This window comes from Mesorhizobium sp. M7A.F.Ca.CA.004.04.2.1, assembly GCF_004022825.1.
Lineage (GTDB): Bacteria > Pseudomonadota > Alphaproteobacteria > Rhizobiales > Rhizobiaceae > Mesorhizobium.
In genome coordinates, this window is the sequence record NZ_RZPH01001667.1 from 1 (window position 1) to 623 (window position 623).

Annotated in this window: 1 protein-coding gene and 1 pseudogene; both read left to right on the forward strand. The window is 66.0% G+C overall.

Going from position 1 to position 623, the window contains the following annotated elements:
* Nucleotides 1–345, forward strand: a 345-nt coding sequence (locus EN893_RS36860; RefSeq protein ID WP_128362303.1) for a DUF1956 domain-containing protein, incomplete at its 5' end; no start/stop codon positions are given.
* A 13-nt stretch (nucleotides 346–358) separates the two neighbouring features.
* A pseudogene (locus EN893_RS36865) lies at nucleotides 359–623 on the forward strand (biotin/lipoyl-binding protein); the annotation flags it as partial.

The window sequence follows — 623 nt, forward strand, 5'->3', positions numbered from 1 at the left end:
GTCGTGGCCAGCCCGCAGGCCGGCGAGATCGTGCAGTTCGTGTTGCGTGAGCTTTCGCATCCGACGGCAGCCCTCGACCGCATCTATGACGGCGTCTTCGAGCCGACGCATCGCCGGCTGTGCCAGCTCTGGGAACAGGCGACCGGCGAGCCCGCCGAAAGCGAGGCCACAAGGCTCACCGTGTTCACGCTGATTGGCCAGGTCATCTATTTCCGCATCGGCCGCGAGGCGGTGATGCGCCGCATGGGCTGGAAAGACATCGGCGCCGCCGAGGCGGCCAAGGTGGTGACGGTCACATCGGGTAATCTCAAGGCCATATTGGCTTCCAAAAAGAGCAAAGCATGAAGGGGCAAAGACCATGAGCTTTCTGTGTTCGCTGCCGCTCGCCGCGCAGCTCTTCTCGGCCTGTGCCCCGGCTGCCCCGCTGGCCGTCGGCTATGTCGAAGGCGACTATGTGCTGCTGGCACCGATCGAGGTGGCGCAGGTCGAGACCGTCACGGTGAAGCGCGGCGACCGTGTGGTGCCTGGCACGACCGTGGTGACGCTGGAAAGTGCCGATGCCAAGATCGCGGTGGCGCAGGCGCAGGCCGGCCTTGCCCAGGCGCAGGCGCAGTTGGCTGACC